Origin of the sequence: Thalassospira sp. CH_XMU1420-2, assembly GCF_037029325.1 — a bacterium.
In the GTDB taxonomy this organism is placed as follows: Bacteria; Pseudomonadota; Alphaproteobacteria; order Rhodospirillales; family Thalassospiraceae; genus Thalassospira; species Thalassospira povalilytica.
Genome location: NZ_JAYMEG010000006.1, coordinates 228855 through 247444, shown reverse-complemented (window position 1 = coordinate 247444; position 18590 = coordinate 228855). Strand labels below are relative to the sequence as shown.

At 55.0% G+C, this 18590-nt stretch carries 15 protein-coding genes; 6 read left to right on the top strand and 9 right to left on the bottom strand.

Features of this window, described 5'->3' with window-relative positions:
• Positions 1-11 precede the first annotated feature (11 nt).
• A complete protein-coding gene (gene mgrA / locus WA429_RS18060; protein WP_287466199.1) occupies positions 12-1064 on the top strand; it encodes an L-glyceraldehyde 3-phosphate reductase in 1053 nt (350 codons plus the stop codon).
• Between the two features lie 72 nt (positions 1065-1136).
• On the opposite strand, the gene WA429_RS18055 is transcribed toward mgrA, so the two are convergent.
• Positions 1137-2042 (bottom strand): LysR family transcriptional regulator, encoded by a 906-nt coding sequence (locus WA429_RS18055; RefSeq protein ID WP_206926975.1) that lies wholly within the window; start codon positions 2040-2042, stop codon positions 1137-1139.
• A 138-nt stretch (positions 2043-2180) separates the two neighbouring features.
• Here WA429_RS18055 and WA429_RS18050 point away from each other — a divergent pair, with 138 nt between their 5' ends.
• On the top strand, positions 2181-3206 hold the full coding sequence (locus WA429_RS18050) for a DMT family transporter (protein WP_287466200.1): 1026 nt from the start codon (positions 2181-2183) through the stop codon (positions 3204-3206).
• 29 nt (positions 3207-3235) lie between these two features.
• Here the strand turns inward: WA429_RS18050 and WA429_RS18045 are convergent, their stop codons facing one another.
• From WA429_RS18045 to ftsA, 8 genes are all read right to left on the bottom strand, one after another.
• Positions 3236-3706 (bottom strand): thermonuclease family protein, encoded by a 471-nt coding sequence (locus tag WA429_RS18045; protein WP_287466201.1) that lies wholly within the window; start codon positions 3704-3706, stop codon positions 3236-3238.
• Positions 3707-3784: 78 nt separating this feature from the next.
• Complete coding sequence (locus tag WA429_RS18040) at positions 3785-4177, bottom strand: hypothetical protein (RefSeq protein ID WP_068519506.1); 393 nt, start codon at positions 4175-4177, stop codon at positions 3785-3787.
• 31 nt (positions 4178-4208) lie between these two features.
• Positions 4209-6308, bottom strand: a complete 2100-nt coding sequence (gene ligA / locus WA429_RS18035; protein WP_287466202.1) for an NAD-dependent DNA ligase LigA — start codon at positions 6306-6308, stop codon at positions 4209-4211.
• Positions 6309-6356: 48 nt separating this feature from the next.
• Positions 6357-8027, bottom strand: coding sequence for a DNA repair protein RecN (gene recN / locus WA429_RS18030; RefSeq protein ID WP_114113702.1), 1671 nt, complete (start codon positions 8025-8027; stop codon positions 6357-6359).
• A gap of 258 nt (positions 8028-8285) precedes the next feature.
• Positions 8286-9110 (bottom strand): outer membrane protein assembly factor BamD, encoded by an 825-nt coding sequence (locus tag WA429_RS18025; protein ID WP_082817856.1) that lies wholly within the window; start codon positions 9108-9110, stop codon positions 8286-8288.
• Between the two features lie 232 nt (positions 9111-9342).
• Positions 9343-10311 carry a UDP-3-O-acyl-N-acetylglucosamine deacetylase gene (gene lpxC / locus WA429_RS18020; RefSeq protein ID WP_082817857.1) on the bottom strand — a complete coding sequence of 323 codons (969 nt, stop codon included), beginning with the start codon at positions 10309-10311 and terminating at the stop codon, positions 9343-9345.
• Positions 10312-10634: 323 nt separating this feature from the next.
• Positions 10635-12293, bottom strand: a complete 1659-nt coding sequence (gene ftsZ / locus WA429_RS18015; RefSeq protein WP_287466203.1) for a cell division protein FtsZ — start codon at positions 12291-12293, stop codon at positions 10635-10637.
• 496 nt (positions 12294-12789) lie between these two features.
• On the bottom strand, positions 12790-14001 hold the full coding sequence (gene ftsA / locus WA429_RS18010; protein WP_286888563.1) for a cell division protein FtsA: 1212 nt from the start codon (positions 13999-14001) through the stop codon (positions 12790-12792).
• A gap of 354 nt (positions 14002-14355) precedes the next feature.
• Here ftsA and WA429_RS18005 point away from each other — a divergent pair, with 354 nt between their 5' ends.
• The 4 genes from WA429_RS18005 to WA429_RS17990 all read left to right on the top strand — a co-directional run bounded on the left by WA429_RS18005 (position 14356) and on the right by WA429_RS17990 (position 18586).
• Complete coding sequence (locus tag WA429_RS18005) at positions 14356-15615, top strand: ABC transporter substrate-binding protein (protein WP_101245711.1); 1260 nt, start codon at positions 14356-14358, stop codon at positions 15613-15615.
• Between the two features lie 71 nt (positions 15616-15686).
• Positions 15687-16580, top strand: coding sequence for a carbohydrate ABC transporter permease (locus WA429_RS18000; RefSeq protein WP_287466204.1), 894 nt, complete (start codon positions 15687-15689; stop codon positions 16578-16580).
• Positions 16580-17458 (top strand): carbohydrate ABC transporter permease, encoded by an 879-nt coding sequence (locus WA429_RS17995; protein ID WP_287466205.1) that lies wholly within the window; start codon positions 16580-16582, stop codon positions 17456-17458. The genes WA429_RS18000 and WA429_RS17995 overlap by 1 nt, the downstream gene beginning before the upstream one ends.
• A gap of 30 nt (positions 17459-17488) precedes the next feature.
• Positions 17489-18586 (top strand): ABC transporter ATP-binding protein, encoded by a 1098-nt coding sequence (locus tag WA429_RS17990; RefSeq protein ID WP_114113704.1) that lies wholly within the window; start codon positions 17489-17491, stop codon positions 18584-18586.
• The last annotated feature ends 4 nt before the right edge of the window (positions 18587-18590 follow it).

Genomic DNA, 18590 nt, shown 5'->3' with positions numbered 1-18590 from the left:
TGGAGGAAGACATGGCTGAAGTCGAAACACAGTGGATGGCAAACCCCAACCGCTATGACGACGAAACCTGGAACCGCTGTGGCAATAGTGGCCTTATGCTGCCGAAAATTACGCTTGGCCTTTGGCAGAATTTCGGCGGCGTGGATGTCTATGAGACCCAGCGTGCGATGATCCGCCGCGCCTTTGACCGCGGTGTGTTCCATTTTGATCTGGCCAATAACTATGGCCCGCCCCCGGGATCTGCCGAAGAAAACTTTGGCAAGGTATTGAGCCAGGATCTTGGCAAACATCGCGACGAACTGATCATTTCGACCAAGGCGGGCTATCGTATGTGGCCGGGGCCGTTTGGCGAATGGGGATCCCGCAAATATCTGATTTCCAGTCTGGATCAGAGCCTCAAGCGGATGGGCCTTGATTACGTTGATATTTTCTATTCCCATCGTGTCGACCCCAACACGCCGCTTGCCGAAACCATGGGTGCGCTTGATCAGATCGTCCGGTCGGGCAAGGCGCTTTATGTCGGGATTTCTTCCTATTCCCCGGAAATGACCCGTCAGGCGCACGCGATCCTTAAGGACCTCGGTACGCCCTGCGTCATTCATCAGCCGTCCTATTCGATGATGAACCGCTGGGTCGAGGATGGCTTGCTTGATACGCTGTCCGAACTTGGCATGGGATGCATTGCCTTTTCGCCACTGGCACAGGGGCTTTTGACCAACAAATACCTTAACGGTGTGCCCGAAGAATCACGCGCCGCCCTGGAAGGTTCCTTCCAGAAAGGCATGTTGTCGGACGAAAACCTTGATCGTGTCCGTGCACTTAATGAAATCGCCAAACGCCGCGGGCAGAGCCTTGCCCAGATGGCGATTGCGTGGGTATTGCGGCGTCCGGAAATCACATCGGCCCTGATTGGTGCCCGTCACGTGCAGCAGCTTGATAACAGCCTTGATGCGCTGAACAATCTTGAATTCAGCGCAGAAGAACTGGCGGAAATCGACAAATATGCAGCCGATGGCGGCCTGAACCTTTGGCAGAAGTCATCGGACAGCAAGGCACCTGTCTGATCCGGTTTGCAGATAAGCTTATGAACAAGGCCCCGAACGGTATTGCGTTCGGGGCCTTGTTGCATCAAAGGGTCATTTTTCAGCCATTGGCATGGTTCCGGCCAGATCGCGCAATGTATCGACCACGGCCTTGGCCCCGGCACTGAGCGGGCGATCATGAAGCCAGGAAAGCATCACCTTGCGCGAGAGTTCCGGGCTGACGATCCGGCGGGCCTTGAGCCGCCCGGTTGACAGTTCCATCACAAGCGAACTGCGCGGCAAAACCGTGTGCCCGACATTGCGATGAACCAGATCGACCAGCACACGTAATGCGTCGGCTTCGACCACCGGGGTCAGGGGACGGCCGGCACGAAAGGCGGCTTCCTGCATTTTGGCCCGCAAACCGTGTTTGTTGGTTGGCATGATCAACGGCAGTGACAGGACATCTTCATAGGCGATTTCGGTTTCCTGTTCGCCAACCTGTGACGGGTGGGAAATCAGAAACAGGTCCTCGCGCCAAAGCGGTTCGGCATGCAAACTGCGCGAAATCATGCCGTCATGCAAAATTCCGATATCAAGACGACCTGACAGCAAGCCTTCCTGAACATCACCGGTCAGGTCTTCGGCAACCGAAATATTCAGATCGGGATAGTGTGCGCGAAGGCGTTCAATCAGTGCCCCGGTAATGACAATCCCGGCACTTGGCGGGACGCCGACATGGACATGCCCGGTGACCTGGCTGCTGCGCGCTGTCAGGTCCGCTTCAAGGCGGGCCAGATCGGCCAGAATGACGCGTGCACGTTCGGCAAGCATTTGCCCCGCTTCGGTCAGCTTTACACCGCGGCCGGTTCGTTCAAGCAGCTTGGTTTCAAGCGCTTCTTCAAGCAGGTTAAGCTGGCGGCTTAACGCCGGTTGGGAAAGGTTCAACCGTTCGGCTGCACGTGACAGGCTTCCCAATTCGGCAATATGCACGAAACTTCGCAGCTGTTTGATATCCATGGATGACGGTTCCAAGCCGGATTTGTTGATGCGATCCCCTAAGATATAGCCAAAGCTGATATCTGATAGCAATTAATTCGAATTGAATAATGGCACCTTGCGGGTAACACTGAGCCCGAGAGAGGATCGGAGACCACCATGACATCACAGCCCCACGCGGATGCAGATGCCCCGACGGCATCTGCCCAGTCATCACCTGTCAGCACACAGAAAAGCGCAAATGCGGAAAAGCCGGTTGGCTCCGCCTTGACGATTGTGTTGCTCGCGACCGTCGCGCTTGCGATGAAGGGGCTGCTTGCCAAATTTGTGTATGCCACCGGCATGACTGTTGATGGCTTGTTGCTGTTGCGGTTTCTGATTGCGATGCCGTTCTTTTGGCTTGGCGTTATGCTGTTTGGCAAACAGCGCCCCGGTGATCGCAAGATGCAACCGGTCGATCTGGCATGGGGGGCGTTGTATGGCGGATTGTTCTTTTTGGCATCGCTGTTTGATTTTACCGCCGTATCCCTGATCGATGTGACCGTCTCGCGGATCGTGCTGTTTACCTTTCCTGCGGTGGTGATGATCCTGGAAGCTTTGCACAAACGGCGTTTCCCGCCATTCCGTCAGGTGGTGTGTTTTGTTGTGACCTATATCGGTCTGATGCTGGTATTGGCACCGGGCGGTTTTGACATGGTGTCAGGCAGTCTGTGGTATGGCGCGGCCTGGGCGTTCGGATCAGCATTGACCTATGCCTGCTATCTGTATTTCGGACAGCGCATGATCAAAACCATCGGGTCGATGCATTTCGCGGCCCTGATCAACACAATGGCGGGGCTGTCGATGGTTCTTTACGAACTGGTGGTCCAGAAGCCTTTAAACCTTAATCCGGCCGGAATTGCATGGACGGCGGGCATTTCGATCTTTTGCACCGTGATCCCGTTTTTCCTTTTGTATGAGGGGATCCGGCGAATTGGTGCGACCCAGGCATCCCTGATTTCCCTGTCAGGGCCGGCAATGACATTTTTTGCTGCCTGGCTGTTCCTGGGCGAAATTCTTACGGTTCCGCAAATGATCGGTTTTGCGGTTGTAACCTTGGGGGTGGCATCGTTGAAAAACAGCTTCAGCCTTGCGGGGCTGGGGCGGTTGTTGGCACGGCCATTCGCCCCCAATACAAAACCGTAACCAGCCGGTGATCTTGCAGGTTTGCCGCCTTACCAGCGGCGGACTTCGATTTCATGTTCGGGAAGGCGTTCACCGCGCCGCCATTTCAACGGATCAATGAATTGCCCGGCCCAGATGCCGGTTCTGCTTTGTCTGGCGCGGGCTTCGATCGCGCCATATTCGGGCATCTGATCGGGGCGTGCGACCGCCATGCCCCGGGCAATAAGACTTTGTCCAATATCCATGCCATTGGCATTGCGACAAATGGCCAGATTGCGGTGATAGCGGTTCTTGCCCTGAACCCGGCAGGTGATCGGGGTGGCCACCAGAAGATTGGTGGTGACTTGCCATGCCTCAGCACCGCAGGCCGTACTTTGACCATTCACCAGGCATTTCTGGAACCGGTTCATGGCATCCGCGCCCCACAGGTCCACACGCCGAAATCCGAATTCCAATGTGTCGGCATCAATGGCCCGCGCCGTTCCCGACAATGTTGCAAAATCAGGGTCGGCTTTGGCCATGGGCGGTGCGCCTGCAAGCAGCAGCACAGTACATAAAATCAGAAACCGGCGGGGATCAGGAACGGCCATCAAGGGACCTCAATACAGGTCGCTGTAACGGATTTCATCAAGCTGGGCGAAAACGACCTTCCATTTTTCGTCCTGTTTCAGCAGGGCAAAGGCATAATCACAGTCAAAGATCAGGTTGTTTTCCGAATTGCCAAACCGGAAGGACACGATTGCACGTGCCCCGCCGGGAAGTGCGGAATGCTGTTCGACCACCATCGATTTGGCCATGGCCAGATCCGCATTTTTCAACTCGTCAAAGAATGACTGATGATATTTGTGCAGATCCTCGGCCTTGGAAATCGCATGAACACCGGACAGGTCATTGATCAGACAGGGAAAGTGATAAAATTCGTCAAGCGCGCCTTCATCGAGCTTAAGATGTGCATCTACGTAGCGGCGAAAAAAACTTCCGAGATCTTCCATCTGCACCCATTCCTTCGGTCATGGACCGCCATTATTGCGTGGCAATCAGATCAAGCCATCCTTGCTCATCAAGAACAGTCACACCCAATTCTTCTGCTTTCTTTAATTTGGAACCTGCACCGGGTCCTGCAACAAGATAATCTGTTTTTGCCGAAACCGAACCCGCTACTTTAGCACCAAGACTTTCGGCTTTGACCTTTGCCTCGTTGCGCGAAAACAGTTCAAGTTTACCGGTAAACACAACGGTCTTGCCGCTAACGGGGCTGTCGGAAACGGTGGGCGCTTCGACATCGGTGATGGTCAGCAACAATTGCAGGTCATCGAGCACCGCCAGATTGTGTTCTTCGGCCATGAACTCGATCAGGTCCTTGGCAACGCCGGGGCCAATCTGATCGATATTGATCAGTTCGCGCAATGCGTCACTATCGGCCTGATTGGCGGCAATCATGGCGTTGCGCCATTCGCCCAGTGACCCGTAGTGTCGGGCAAGCAGTTTGGCGGTTGCCTGACCGATCTGACGAATGCCAAGCGCATAGATGAACCGGTCAAGCCCGATGGTCCTGCGTTCATTGATCCCGTCAAACAGTTTGGTTGCGGATTTATCACCCCAGCCTTCAAGCTTTCTGATCGCATCGCCATGGTCCGTTTCAAGCCGGAAAATATCGCCCGGTGATTTGACCCAGCCCAGTTCAAAGAATGTCTCGATATTTTTGGCCCCCATGCCGTCGATATCAAAGGCATTGCGCGATACGAAATGTTTAAGCCGTTCAACCGCCTGTGCGGGGCAAATCAGACCACCGGTGCAGCGGGTGACAGCTTCGCCTTCTTCGCGCATGGCATGGCTGTGACATTTCGGGCATTCATCGGGGAACTGATATTCCTCGGTTCCCTCGGGGCGTTCATCAAGGATGACTTCAACTACCTGCGGGATCACGTCACCGGCACGCTGAATGACCACCATGTCACCGACCCGCACACCCAGACGTTCGATCTCGTCACGGTTATGCAGAGTGGCGTTTGACACAACAACACCGCCGACCGTGACCGGTTCAAGACGGGCAACCGGGGTAAGCGCGCCGGTGCGGCCAACCTGGATATCGATGGCATTAAGGCGGGTGCGGGCTTGCTCGGCCGGGAATTTATGGGCAATGGCCCAGCGCGGCGAACGGCTGACAAAGCCAAGCCGCAGCTGAAGTTCAAAATCATTGACCTTATAGACGATGCCATCAATGTCGTAATCAAGGTCCGGACGCTGTTTTGCCAGCTCGTCGTAAAACGCCATGATATCATCGGCATCGTTCAGTCGGCGTGTCAGCGGGTTGATGACAAAGCCCCAGCCTGCGACCTTTTGCAAAAAGTCCCACTGTGTCTGTGCCAGACTTTCGGACAGTTCGCCAAAGCTGTATGCAAAGAAACGAAGCGGGCGTTTCGCACTGATGGAAGGATCAAGCTGGCGCAAGGAACCCGCAGCAGCGTTGCGCGGGTTGGCAAATGTTTTGCCGCCGGTTTCTGCCTGTGTCTCGTTCAGCTTTTGAAAGGCGGATCGCGCCATATAGACCTCGCCGCGGATTTCGACCACATCGGGCGCATCATCGGGCAGGGTTTTGGGGATGTCGTCAATATGGGCGACATTGGCGGTGACATCTTCGCCTTCGGCCCCGTCGCCGCGGGTTGCCGCTGTAACAAGCGTCCGGCCTTCATAGCGCAGCGAAAGCGAAAGCCCGTCAATCTTGGGTTCGCCCACGACTTCGACCGGACTGTGCGCCGTCAGGTTCAGGAAACGGCGGATACGGGCAAGAAAATCGACAATGTCATCGCGTGAAAACGCATTGCCAAGCGACAGCATCGGACGGGCGTGCTTGACCTTGGCAAAACCTTCGGCCGGGGCCGCACCGACTTCCTGTGTCGGGCTGTTTTTCTTAAGCGTTGGATAATGGGATTCAAGTTCGATCAGGCGATTGAACAATGCGTCATATTCGGCATCGGGAACGAGCGGTTCGTCATTGACGTAATAGGCTTCGTTATAGGACCGAATGCGATCGGAAATTTCCGCATGCTGTTTGCGTGCCTCGGTGCTGGTGGCGGGCATTTCCGGCAGGCTTGTGTTGTTTGACGCATGTTCGGCGTTCATATTCTTTTTGTTCCGTATTCGAAGTGGGTTCGGCCTGAATGCCGGATCTTAATTGGGTTGTTCAAGCAGGCTGTCAGCCGCTGCGCGGGCCTCGGCGGTGACGGAATGCCCGGCCAGCATGCGGGCAATTTCTTCGCGGCGCGCACCATCAACCAGGGCATCGACACGGGTCACCATGGTGCCGTCTGTTTCACGCTTGGCAATATAGAAATGGGTGCGTCCGCGTGCCGCGACCTGCGGGCTGTGGGTGATCACCAATATTTGGCGTTCCTTTGCCAACAGATGCAAACGCTGTCCGATGGCAGCAGCAGTGGCACCGCCAACACCGCTGTCGACTTCGTCAAAGACAAGGCTGGGGACGGCTGATACACGTGCCAGGACGACCTTGAGCGCAAGCAGGAACCGGGACAGCTCGCCGCCTGAGGCGATCTTGTTCAGCGCGCCCGGCGGGCTTCCCGGGTTGGTGGCGACGGTGAATTGCACCCGGTCGATGCCATCAATGCCCCATTCATTTTCGTCAACCAGTTCGATATCGGTAACGAAGCGGGCCTTTTCCATGCGAAGCGGCGGCAATTCGGCATTGATCGCGCCGTCTAGCTTCGCAGCGGCTTCCTTGCGTGCAGCATGCAGCTTTTGTCCGGCTTCGATATAGGCATTGCGATGTTCGCCAACCGCAGCGGTCAGACGCGACAGTTCCTTTTCCCCGAATTCAAGCTGATCAATCTGGGACCGGAAATCTTTCATCAAGGCATTCAGGCCATCGACGGGCACGTTGTATTTGCGTGCCGCCGCCCGAAGGGCAAAAAGCCGTTCCTCGACATTTTCCTGATGGCCGGTATCAACATTCAGATCGGCAAGGGTGGCAGAAATGGCGCGATTGGCTTCTTCAAGTTCGATGGCAGCACGGTCCAGCGCCTCGATGATCGGTTCAAATCGGCCATCGGCCTTTTCAAGTTCACGTTCAAGGCAACGCTGGGCGCTGCGTAGCGCGCTTTCGGCACCCTTGCCGCGCGAAAGCTCGGTGCCGGCATCATTGAGGGCGGCAACCAGCTTTTCACCATGCATCAGGAACTGGCGTTCCTCGGCAAGGCGTTCTTCTTCGCCTTCTTCGGGACCCAGTTTTTCAAGTTCATCGACTGCGTGGCGAAGCCATTCTTCTTCTTCGCGCGCCTTGTCGATGCGTGCGCGTGCGGCATTGAGTTCTTTTTGCGTTTCCCGCCAGGCCCGCCAGTGGTCGCGCACCGTCATGGCTAGCGCCCCAAGATTACCATGGGCATCAAGAGTGGCGCGGTGGGTTGTCGGGTCAAGCAGGCCGTGCTGATCAAATTGCCCCTGAATTTCGACGCAATAATTGCCAACATCGCGCAAAAGCCCGACCGAAACCGACTGGTCATTGACATAGGCCCGCGACCGTCCGTCCGCGGTTACCACGCGGCGTACCACCAGTTCTTCGCTTTCAAGATCAATATCCTGATCGGCAAGCAGTCGGAAAACCGGGTGTCCCTGTGGCAGGGTGAAGGTGGCGGTGACGCTGCATTTGTCGCAGCCATGGCGGACCAGTCCGCTATCGGCGCGTGCGCCCAAAGCAAGCCCCAGAGAATCCAGCAAGATGGATTTACCGGCCCCGGTTTCACCTGTCAGGACGCTAAGTCCGTCATGGAAATCCAGATCCAGCTTGTCGATAAGGACTACGTTCCGAATGCTGAGGCGTCGAAGCATTTCTGGGTACTGATGTTGTTAACGGGGCAGCAGACAGTTTGGTCAAACAGCTTTGCGACTTGCAGAGTGCCCAATACCGACCCGGCTTGCAAGTATTGCAACACCCGGCGCGTGATCAAAAACCGGGATCTTGTGCGGTCGGAGCAGAAGCGATTTGCAACAGGACCTTATTATCATTTGTTCCTGTTGTGTTCTATGGTTGTTTTGCCCCGGATGTCAAGAAGACCTGATGGTGATCAGGTCTTTTGCACGAGTGACCTAGAAAAGGTCGGTGATCGACTTGGTTGCGGAATCCCACCAGCTTTCTTCGGTGCGTTCGGCACCGGCATCCCCGACCAGAAGGCTGTAGGATTCGCTGTAATATTCGCTGCCCGGGAAGTTGTGGCCAAGGACGGCTGCGGTGCGCTTTGCCTCACCCTCAAGACCCAGCGCCAAATAGCATTCGGTCAGGCGTGCAAGTGCTTCGGGAACGTGGGTTGTGGTCTGATATTTGTCGATAACCGATTTGAACCGGTTGATCGCAGCCAGATATTCCTGACGGTCCTGATAATAGCGCCCGACGCTCATTTCCTTGCCGGCAAGGTGATCGACCGTAAGGTCCTTTTTCAGCTTGGCGTCGCGGGAATATTTGCTGTCGGGGAAACGGCGGATAACGTCATCAAGCGCCTCCATGGCGTGCTGGGTCATCTGCTGGTCACGGCCGACATCGGAAATCTGTTCATAGTAGGACAATGCCTTGAGGTAATAGGCATATGGCACATCCGGGTTGGCCGGATGAAGCGAGATGAAGCGATCAAGTGCGTTGATGGCATCATCATATTTGTTGTCCTGATAGTAGGAATAGGCCGACATCAGGGTCGCCTTGGTCGCCCAGACCGAATAGGGGTGCTGGCGTTCGACTTCGTCAAATGCCTGGGCGGCCTTTTGATATTCCTTGGCGTCCAGAAGATCCTGTGCTCCGTTATACAGTTCGGAAACCGGACGTTCGACATATTCCGGTGCCTCATTGCTTGAGCAGGCAGCAAGCAGAATGGCCATGCCACATGTTGCAATGATGTGTTTGGCGCGAACGGTACTAAGCACTGTGACCTATCCTTGAATTTTGTGACGCACTCACGGGAAAATCCGCCGGACTATATCATGTGAAGGGCGTGGTTGGGCAAGTAGTTGTGTCGCCAATCGGTGACTTTTATGCCCGATCTTGAGCCTGTGCTTTGATCTGTGCGGGAAAAACGCGGTCAGACAACAAAAAAGGCGACCCGACGGGCCGCCAATTTCGAATGTTTTGTGCCGGATTCCAAAACCCGTTATCGGTTTACGCAGTCGCCAGAACCGGTGCTGATGCACCATGCAGAGCTGATTTCGGCATCGGGACAACCTGATAGGCGCTTTCATCGGCCAGCAATGCCTGAAGCAGCAGGTTATTGACGTGGTGACCGGATTTATAGGCGGTTACCTTGCCCTGAAGCTGCAAGCCGGCAGTATAAAGATCGCCCAGCGCATCAAGGATCTTGTGGCGAACGAATTCGTCTTCGTAGCGCAGGCCTTCTTCATTCATGACTTCATCGCCCGACAGCACAACCGCATTGTCAAGCGAACCGCCACGGGCAAGACCGGCCGAACGCATGGCTTCGACTTCGTGAAGGAAACCGAATGTGCGGGCACGTGCGATGTCGGCCACGAAAACACCATCATCGAATTTGACATTCATGCGCTGGTTGGCAATGGCCTTGCTGGCAAAATCAATTTCGAAATCGATTTCAAAGCCGTGGGCCGGCTCAACACGTGCTGTGCAGCCGTTATATTCGACTTCAACTGCTTTGAGCACTTCGATGACCTGACGCGGGGCATTCTGTTCCTCGATGCCGACACAATCGATCAGGAAATTGAACGGTGCGGAACTGCCATCCATAACCGGAACTTCGTCGGCATCGATATCGATCAGAACGTTATCAATGCGCGATCCGGCCAGAGCAGCCATCAGATGTTCGATGGTGCCGATCTTGATGCCACGGGATGCGTCGCCCAGGCAGGTGCACAGGCGGGTGTCGATCACGCCATCGTAACGTGCCGGGAACAACGGCTGGTCATCCAGATCCGTGCGGCGAAATACGATGCCATGATTAACCGGGGCAGGGTGCAGTGTGATGCGGATCTTGTGACCGGAATGCAGACCGACGCCCGCACAGCCGATGGACGCTTTAAGCGTGCGTTGACGCACGTAATCGTCACCAGAGACGCCTGTCTGCGCGATGGCAGCACTAAGGTCGGCGATGTTGTTCACAGGAACCCCCAAATCAGGTCAGTCAGGTTGCAATCAATCTTGGTCGAAGTCATTGGCAGGGCCGTAACCCTTACTTCGTTAGCTTCAGACACTACAGAGGTTGAGAAAATCACTCAAATCACTCTTTGTTACGCTTTGTAAATCATCGAAAATGGCGAAAATTACAAATAAAACAATGACCTGAACTTATATTTCTCTGTTCTGAAACAACGATGTGAAACATTTCATTTCACAGGTGCCGGTCTTGGGCGTCAGATAAAATGGTCTGCCTATAAAAAAAGGGAAGGCCGAAGCCTTCCCTTTCATCGCGCGGAGTTTTGCCGTCAGTTCGCCTGACGACGAAGGAAGGCCGGAATTTCAAGAAGGTCATCAGACGCGCCTTGCGCCTTGCCCCGGGAAGCGGGCTCCTTCTTCATGACAGAAGCACTGTCTTCGCCAAGAGACATTTCAGTCTGACGCGGTGCCGGTGCCTGCGGTTGCGAGACTTTCGGCTCTGCGTGCTGATGCGGTTCCTTGACGGTTTTGTTCTTGCCAAACAGGCTGCTCAGAACCGAACGCGGAGAGGTTGCGTTCTGGGCATCTGCAGCTTCGAAGACGTCCGGGCTGTGACTGACCTGATCGGCTTCGCTTGGCGAAACGGCGCGCGGCGGGATAAAGGCCATGTCGCCGTTGCTGTTGGTTTTTTCCATCGGCTTGTTGGCGCGCAGAACCGGTTTCGGTTTCAGAACCGTCTGGCCCATTTCAATGGCACCGGTTTCCTGTGCTTCGGCCTGATGGCTCAGTTCCGGCTGCTGTGCGCTGCCGGTCGCGGCAAAGCGTTCGGCCGGAATGTGATCGATGGATGCGCCACCGGCATAATCGCCACCGCCCGACTGGGTGGTTTCAGCAACGCTGGCTGCTGCGTTGGCAGCGCCATGCTGACCAAAGGACGGCATGGACGGCTTTTCAGCCGGCTGTGCTGCTTTGGGCTGTGCAACGGAAACGGTGGTCGGCTGCGGACGGCGTACTTCCTCGGCGTCGATGCCCGTGGCAACAACAGAAACACGCAACGCACCTTCGATGGTCGGATCGAAGGTCGAACCAAAGATGATGTTGGCTTCGGAAGCAACTTCTTCGCGAATGCGGTTTGCAGCTTCGTCAACTTCATACAGGGCCATATCCATGCCGCCGGTGATGTTGATCAGGACCGCACGTGCGCCCTTCATCGATGCATCTTCCAGAAGCGGGTTGGCAATGGCGGCTTCGGCTGCTTCAAGCGCACGTTTTTCCCCGGATGCTTCGCCGGTGCCCATCATCGCCTTGCCCATTTCGCTCATCACGGTGCGAATGTCGGCGAAGTCAAGGTTCACAAGACCCGGAACCATCATAAGGTCGGTAATCGAACGCACACCGTTGCGCAGAACATCGTCAGCCATCTGGAAGGCATCTGCGAAAGTGGTTTTTTCGTTCGCAACCCGGAACAGGTTCTGGTTCGGAATGATGATCAGGGTGTCGACATATTGCTGAAGCTGTTCGATGCCCTGTTCGGCAGTACGCATACGGCGCGTACCTTCGAAATGGAACGGTTTGGTAACGACACCAACGGTCAGAATGCCGGCTTCCTTGGCGGCACGTGCAATGACCGGGGCTGCACCGGTACCCGTACCACCGCCCATACCGGCGGTGATGAATACCATGTGGCTGCCTTCAAGCTGGGCCTGAATGTCTTCGATGGATTCTTCGGCGGCGGCACTACCGGCATCCGGTCGTGCGCCTGCACCAAGACCCTGGGTAATTTTGCGGCCAAGCTGCATCTTGCGCGTGGCTTTGCTTTGGGTCAGGGCCTGTGAGTCTGTGTTGGCAACGACAAAATCGCATCCTTCGAGTTCGGACGCGATCATGTTGTTAACGGCGTTGCCGCCCGCACCGCCGACACCGATAACGGTGATCTTAGGCTTTAGATTTTCTTCCGTTTCAGGGACGGAAAAATTGATTGTACTCATTGTTTGCTCTTCCTCTCCGCGCTTTAGAGCTGAGGGTCAGGACCTATTAATTTGGTTCGAATGGTCATTCGGATTAATGCGGATACGCGGATCAAAACCGAAGGAAGATGAATATCTTTCAAGGTTTTGAGACAAAGTAGCCCGCGAAAATCCGATTGACCCGAAGGGCAGTGTTTATATTTACGAACTCCGGCGTCAAATCCCTTGCCCGGGGTGCCAACCCGCTCTGCGGGCTTTTCCTTGGATTTCGCAAATATAAACACTGCCATTCCAATCAAATTAATAGGTCCTGACCCTTAAGATCACACAAGCCTTCCCTTTGCCTGTGCGTACCCGAAATGCATCGGGCACAAAGACCTCCGAGTCCGTTTTAGCGGGCAAAGAGTTATTGGCTTGTTAATGCGCGCGAAAGTTTTCGAAAAAATGCAGAAAAAAATGCACTTGTTTTTCGATTGCACAGATTTCTGCGCCAGTCAGGGGAAAGGGCCGCAGGAAACTAGAAGTTTTCCTTGAACCAGGCCCCCAGACGGCCCCAGCGACCGCCCGATTGATGGATCGATGCCATCGCTTCGCTAAGGGGATCATTGCCTTGTTCAACCGCCCGCAGCAACAAGCCTGCGCAGGCCGAAAATGCCGGGCCGGCGGTTGCTTCTGCAAGGCCGGTCACCCCGTGCGGATGGGCAACGGATGCCGGACGTTCAAACATCTGGTTGGCCAGATCGGCAATGGCATTCAGCTGACTTGCGCCGCCGGTCAGGACAATGCTGCGTCCGCCGATTTGGGTCAGGCCGTGTTCTTCAAGCTGATCACGGATCAGTTCAAAGGTTTCTTCAAGGCGCGGCTTGATGATGTTGATCAGCATCGAGCGCGGCACATGGTTGAAGTTGTTTTCGTCTTCGTCACCAATGATCGGGACCGCAAGGATTTCCTGATCATCCGAAGGTGATGTCAGGGCACTGCCATGCAGGGTCTTCATCCGTTCCGCGTGATTAAGCGACGTATTAAGGCCATAGGCAATATCGCGGGTAACATGCGCGCCACCAACCGGGATCGAGGCGGTATAGATCACCTGGCCGCCATTGAACACGGCAACGCTTGTTGTGCCGGCACCCATGTCGATCACGGTTGCGCCAAGGTCACGCTGATCAGGGGTCAGTGCCGAAAGACCGGACGCCAGCGGCGTGACCACGGTTTCCTCGATCGCCAGATGACATCGTCCCAGAAGCGTATCAAGGTTGCGCAATGGCGCGGTCTGGGTGCGCACGAAATGCAGATCAAGACCAAGGGTCGATCCATACATGCCGCGCGGATCGTTCATCGTGCTGGCCCCGTCAAGCCGGAAGCCGAGCGGAACGGTGTGGATCAGTTCGTCACCGGCCTGACGCAGAAGGGCTTCTTTCTGGTCATTCAGTTTGCGGATCTCGAGATTGCCGATCGGTCGCGACCCTAATGGCAGTTCAACCGTGTGGGTTTCTGATTCCGGGCGACCACCCGACAGGTTCACAATGACCGATTCAATGGTCTGACCCGCCATTTTTTCAGCCGCATTGACCGCGGCCAGAACGACTTCCTGTGCAGCATCAAGATTGGCGATCGAACCGCTTTGAAGGCCCTTGGACATGTTGTGTCCGATACCGATGATTTTCGGCGGATGGTCCTTTTCGCGTCGCGCAATGAAACAGCAGACCTTGGACGTTCCAATGTCCAAGGCCGCAATCAATCCTGATCTTGTCTTGCTGCGTGCCAATTTAATGCTCTGAATTATTCTAAAGTTATTGGAGGGAGGCGAACCTGCCCCAGGGTCATGACCCAAGTTATTAAGCCCGTTTTCCATCAAAAGCGGTTGCAATTTGGTTAAGGCAGCACCGAGTCTTCTGCATGTCACCATGCTTTTCACGGAAATGTCCGATTTTGCGATGCGATAGTGCCCATATCTCAATCAAGGGTTTCTCGGGCGGTTGATGTCATGCTGTACTGCAACGTTACAGGTGTAGCTTGACACTCAACTGTAACGTTGCAGTAATCAAGCGCCGAAACAATAACCGTACAGGGAGGAAGCAAAATGTTTCTTGGCAAGATGACGCGTGCCGGGCTTGGCATGATTGCGGCACTGGGTCTTTCCACCAGCATCGCATCCGCACAGGAAAGCGTGGAGGTTCTGCACTGGTGGACCGCCGGTGGCGAGGCAAAGGCGCTTCAGGTTCTGAAAAAGGATCTCGAAGGTCAGGGTGTTTCATGGAATGACATGCCGGTTGCAGGCGGTGGCGGGGAACAGGCAATGACTGTTTTGCGCGCGCGCGTGACATCGGGCAATGCACCGACAGCCGTTCAGATGCTGGGCTTTGATATCAAGGACTGGGCGGGCGAGGGTGTTCTGGCCAATCTTGATGAGCTTGCCAGCAAGGAAGGCTGGGATGCGGTTGTTCCCGATGCGCTTAAGGGCTTTTCAAAATATGATGGCCACTGGATTGCAGCCCCGGTCAACGTGCATTCGACCAACTGGGTCTGGGCCAACAAGGCGATCTTTGACGAGCTTGGCCTGAAACAGCCGGGCAACTGGGATGAGCTGATTGCGGCCCTCGACAAGATCAAGGCTGCTGGCTACACCGCCGTTGCCCATGGTGGTCAGGCCTGGCAGGACGCGACCATCTTTGATGCGGTCGTAATGGCAACGGGCGGGCCTGATTTCTATCAGGCATCGATGATCGATACCGATCCCGACGCACTTGGTTCCGACACCATGAAAACCGTGTTTGAACGCATGGCGAAGCTGCGCAGCTATGTGGATGACAATTTCTCGGGCCGTGACTGGAACCTTGCAACCGCGATGGTGATCAACAAGGAAGCTGGTGTTCAGTTCATGGGCGACTGGGCCAAGGGTGAATTCCTGAATGCGGGCAAGGTGCCCGATCAGGACTTTATGTGCTTCCGCTTCCCGGGAACGCAGGATGCCGTGACCTTCAACTCTGACCAGTTCGTCATGTTCAAGGTCGGTGAAGACCGTCAGGACGCCCAGATGAAACTGGCATCAGCAGTGATGTCGCCAACCTTCCAGTCGGCGTTCAACGTAGTCAAGGGATCGGTTCCGGCCCGTACCGACGTTCCCAATGATGCCTTTGATGCCTGTGGCAAAAAAGGCATGGCAGAACTGGCAGCAGCCAACAAAAAAGGCACGCTGTTCGGGTCCATGGCCCATGGCCACTCGGTCCCGGCCGGTGTCAAAAACGCCATGTATGACGTGATCACAGCCCACTTCAATGGCGAATACGACGCCGAGACCGCGGTCGAGGAACTCGTCAACGCCGTTGAGTCTGCACAGTAAGAATAAAAATGATCCTCGGCGGTCGGGTTTCCGACCGCCGAACCGAATTGCGGAAGTGCGGAGCATCATCAATGCAACACTCACTGCCCGGCAAGGCAGAAGCCACCCTGCGGGAAATCCTTCCGCGGCTGGTGCTGAGCCCCAGTCTGTTCTTAATCCTGTTATTTGTTTACGGTTTCATCCTTTATACCGGTTATCTGTCGCTTACCGACAGCCGGATGTTGCCATCCTATGATCTGCAAGGGTTTGATAACTATGCCCGCTTGTGGGGGCAGCGTAACTGGATCACGGCCCTTCAGAACCTTGCGATTTTTGGCATTCTTTACATTCTGATTTGCTCTTTGCTGGGGCTTGTTCTTGCGATCTTTCTGGATCAGAAAATCCGGGGCGAGGGCATTTTGCGCCCGATCTATCTCTATCCGATGGCGCTGTCCTTTATTGTGACCGGAACAGCATGGAAATGGTTTCTTGATCCGGGACTTGGTCTTGAAAACACCATGCATCTGTGGGGATGGGAAAGCTTCACCTTTGACTGGATCAAGGATCGCAATATGGCGATCTATACCGTGGTGATTGCCGCGGTCTGGCAGTCATCGGGCTTTGTCATGGCGATGTTTCTTGCCGGATTGCGCGGGATTGACAGCGAAATCCTCAAGGCCGCGCAAATGGACGGTGCCGGTCGCTGGAGCCTGTATACCAGGATTATGATCCCGCAATTGCGCCCGGTCTTTTTGTCGGCTTTCGTGGTGTTGGCCCATCTGGCGATCAAGGCCTATGACCTTGTCATCGCGCTGACCAATGGCGGGCCGGGACGGGCGACCGAACTTCCGGCAACCTTTATGTATTCCTATACCTTTACCCGCAATCAGATGGGGGTTGGTGCATCATCAGCGGTCATCATGCTGGCGATGATCGCATCCATTATTGTACCCTATCTGTATGCAGAACTCAGGGAGCGTCGGTAATGGCACATTCATCGCAACCTGCATTTTCACCGGCCCGTTTGCTGCGCGCATGTCTTTATGCGGTCCTGATCCTGTTTGCGGTTTATTATCTTTTGCCGCTGTTTGTGATGCTGGTGAATTCCGTCAAGACGCTTGATGAAATTCGCGGTGGCAACATGATGGCTTTTCCCGAGAACTTCACGTTCGAACCGTGGCTGACAGCCTGGTCAAGTGCACAGATCGGGGTCGAGCCAACCGGGCTTAGCCCATATTTCATCAACAGCATTTTGATGGTCGTGCCGGCGGTAACGATTTCGACCTTCCTTGGGGCGTTGAACGGGTATGTCCTGACCAAATGGCGGTTTCCCGGTGACAAGATTGTTTTCGGGTTGATGCTGTTTGCCTGCTTTATTCCGTTCCAGATCGTTCTGATCCCGATGGCGCGTGTGTTGGGCACCATCGGACTGGCCGGGACAACAAGTGGTTTGGTTCTGGTGCATGTGGTTTACGGGCTTGGATTTACCACGCTGTTTTTCCGCAACTATTATGCGGCTTTCCCGGACGAACTGATCAAGGCTGCCAAAATGGATGGTGCCGGGTTCTGGCGGACCTTTACCCGCATTCTTCTGCCAAGCTCGGGACCGATCATTGTGGTTACCGTGATCTGGCAGTTCACCAATATCTGGAATGACTTCCTGTTCGGGGCCTCCTTTGCCGACTTTGATTCGATGCCGATGACGGTTGCGCTGAACAACCTTGTGTCATCCTCGACAGGGGTCAAGGAATACAACGTTCACTTTGCCGGTGCGGTGCTTGCCGCCTTGCCGACCCTGATCGTCTATGTCGTATCGGGCCGCTATTTCGTACGCGGGCTGATGGCAGGCGCGGTTAAGGGTTAGGCCAAAAACAGAAAATTCAGGGGAAGAACCATGTCATTTCTTCAGATCGACAAGGTATGCAAAAGTTTCGGACCGATAAATGTCCTGCGCGATATTTCATTGGATGTCGAAGAAGGCGGATTTCTGGTGTTGGTCGGGCCGTCGGGCTGCGGCAAGTCGACCTTGCTCAATACCATCGCCGGGTTGGAAAAACTGACCACCGGGGAAATTCGGATCGAAGGCAACGTGATTGACGATCTTGCACCGGCAGATCGCAATATTGCCATGGTGTTTCAAAGTTATGCGCTTTATCCGAATATGAATGTCGGGCAAAACATCGCCTTTGGCCTTGAAATGCGCGGCATGCCCAAGGATGAACGCGACGCCAAGGTCGCCGAAGTCGCCAAAACGCTTCAGATCGAACATCTTCTGGACCGCAAACCCGGTCAGCTTTCCGGTGGTCAGCGACAGCGCGTAGCCATGGGGCGGGCCCTTGTGCGAAACCCGAAACTGTTCCTGTTTGATGAACCGCTTTCAAACCTTGATGCCAAGCTGCGTGTGGATATGCGTACCGAAATCAAACGGATGCATCAGACATTTGGCAGCACGATCGTCTATGTCACCCACGATCAGATCGAAGCCATGACCCTGGGCACGCGCATTGCGGTCCTCAAAGACGGGATTGTCCAGCAATATGGCACACCAGCCGAAATCTATAATGATCCCAGCAACATGTTTGTTGCCGACTTTATGGGCAGTCCGGCCATGAACCTGATCCCGGCGACCGTGCGGGGCCATGCAATCGAGATGAGCCGTGCGGGGGATGATCCGCTTGTTCTGTCGTTTGACGCTCTGCCGGTTACGGTCAGTGCGCGCAACGGACAGGATGTGATTGTCGGCATCCGGCCCGAAGCCATAACCGATGCGGCCGGGCGCGGTGGCGAAAAATCCATTCAGGCAACCTGTCGTATCGACGTTGTCGAACCTGCGGGTGCGGATATCTATGCCATCACGACACTGGGCGGGAAAGAGGTCGTTACCCGCCTGCATCAGGACTGGTCCGGATCAGCCAATCAAGCAGCCGATTTGCTTTTCAATCTTGAAAAGATTGTGTTTTTTGATCCACAAAGCGGTGAACGGTTGCGTTAATTAC